Here is a 2,031-nt window from a genome sequence, read left to right on the forward strand (position 1 = left end):
GTCATGCCCAGGCCGACTTTGGCGAGGCGGTGGTCGTCATCTGCGGCATCGAGCAGAAGGCGCATTTCTTTGTCATGGATCTGCCGCACAGCGACGCCTGCTATGTCCGTGCCTATCCGGCGGCCACTGCCGAAGCCTGGGTTGATGGCCACGTCCACGCCTTCGCGTTCTTCGGCAAGGTGCCGGTGTCGGTGCTCTACGACAACGACCGCTGTTTGGTTGCGAAGATCCTGCCGGACGGGTCACGTCAGAGGGCTACGCTGTTCAGCGGGTTCCTGTCACATTACCTGTTCCGTGACCGCTACGGGCGACCCGGCAAGGGAAATGACAAGGGCAATGCGGAAGGCCTGGTCGGTTACTCGCGCCGCAACTTCATGGTGCCAATCCCGCGGTTCGCGACCTGGGACGCGTTCAACGATTACCTGGAGACACAGTGTCTCAAACGTCAGGCGGATGTCTTGCGAGGTCAGTCCGAGACGATTGGCCAACGCCTCGAGCGGGATCTGGCCGCGATGTCCGACCTGCCTGTGGCGCCGTTCGATGCCTGCGATCAGACAACCGGACGGGTCAGTTCGCAGGCGTTGGTGCGCTACAAAACCAATGATTACTCGGTCCCGGTTGCCTACGGCCATCGTGACGTCTGGATCAGGGGCTATGTCGACGTGGTCGTGATCGGCTGCGGCGGCGAGGTCATCGCACGTCATCCGCGCTGCTACGACCGCGAGGACATGGTCTTCGATCCGCGGCATTACCTTCCGCTGATCGAGCAGAAGATCAACGCTCTCGACCAGGCGGCTCCCTTGGCAGAATGGGACCTGCCGTCGGAGTTCGCGACCCTGCGCCGCTTGATGGAAGCGCGCATGATCAAAGCCGGACGCCGGGAATATGTGCAGGTGCTGCGCCTGCTCGAGACCTTCGACATCGACGATCTGCATGCCGCCGTGAAGAAGGCTCTGCAACTGGGCGCGGTCGGCTTTGATGCCGTCAAGCACCTTGTCCTCTGCCACGTCGAGAAACGGCCGCCGAAGTTGGATCTCGATGTTTACCCATACCTGCCGCGGGCGAACGTCGAGACCACATCCGCGGCCAGCTATATGTCCCTGATGTCAGAGGATGCAGCATGACCGTGCCCCCGAAGATCCTGCTTGCGGATCATCTGAAGACGCTGAAGCTGCCGACTTTCCTGCGGGAATATGACAAACTCGCCCGCCAATGCGCCGCCGAGGGGCTGGATCATGTCCAGTTCCTGGCGCGTCTGGTCGAGCTGGAATTGATCGACCGCGAGCGGCGGATGATCGAGCGGCGTATCAAGGCCGCGAAGTTCCCGGCAACCAAGAGCTTGGACAGCTTCGACTTCAAGGCGATCCCGAAGCTCAACAAGATGCAGGTGCTGGAACTCGCCCGCTGCGAATGGATCGACCGACGCGAGAACGTCATCGCCTTGGGGCCCAGTGGAACCGGCAAGACCCATGTTGCCCTCGGGCTGGGGCTGGCCGCCTGCCAGAAGGGGCTGCCTGTCAGCTTTATCACCGCCGCCGCGCTGGTCAACGAGTTGATGGAAGCCCGCGACGAACGTCGGCTGCTACGGCTGCAAAAGCAGCTGGCTGCCGTAAAATTGCTCATCATCGACGAACTGGGCTTCGTGCCGCTCTCCAAGACCGGCGCCGAGCTCTTGTTCGAACTGATCTCGCAGCGCTATGAGCGCGGCTCCACGCTGATCACGAGCAACCTGCCCTTCGACGAATGGACCGAAACCTTCGGCACCGAGCGCCTGACCGGCGCCCTTCTCGACAGGCTGACACACCACGTCAACATTCTCGAGATGAACGGCGAAAGCTATCGCCTCAGCCAAAGCCGCGCCCGAAAGGCCCAAGCCGCCACCTGATCACACCTTGCAGAACTGGCCCTCCGGGCCAATGCGCCATGGCACGCGCCGGCTATCTGGAGAGCGCACGCGCCATGGCGCTTGGTGCCCCGCCATTGGCCTACTTTTGCGCCGCCACGTGGCCGGTTTTGTCTCCGCCGTTGACA

The 2,031-nt window shown here is 62.3% G+C and carries 2 protein-coding genes; both read left to right on the plus strand.

Translation table 11 applies throughout. The features are described from left to right. Nucleotides 1-1,124, plus strand: a 1,124-nt coding sequence (gene istA, locus K7H22_RS19890) for an IS21 family transposase (RefSeq protein WP_230802545.1), incomplete at its 5' end; no start/stop codon positions are given. Beyond that, nucleotides 1,121-1,885 carry an IS21-like element helper ATPase IstB gene (gene istB, locus K7H22_RS19895; RefSeq protein ID WP_047994087.1) on the plus strand — a complete coding sequence of 255 codons (765 nt, stop codon included), beginning with the start codon at nt 1,121-1,123 and terminating at the stop codon, nt 1,883-1,885. The genes istA and istB, both read left to right, overlap by 4 nt. Nucleotides 1,886-2,031 lie beyond the last annotated feature (146 nt).

The sequence above is a fragment of the Seohaeicola saemankumensis genome, assembly GCF_021021435.1.
In the GTDB taxonomy this organism is placed as follows: Bacteria; Pseudomonadota; Alphaproteobacteria; order Rhodobacterales; family Rhodobacteraceae; genus Seohaeicola.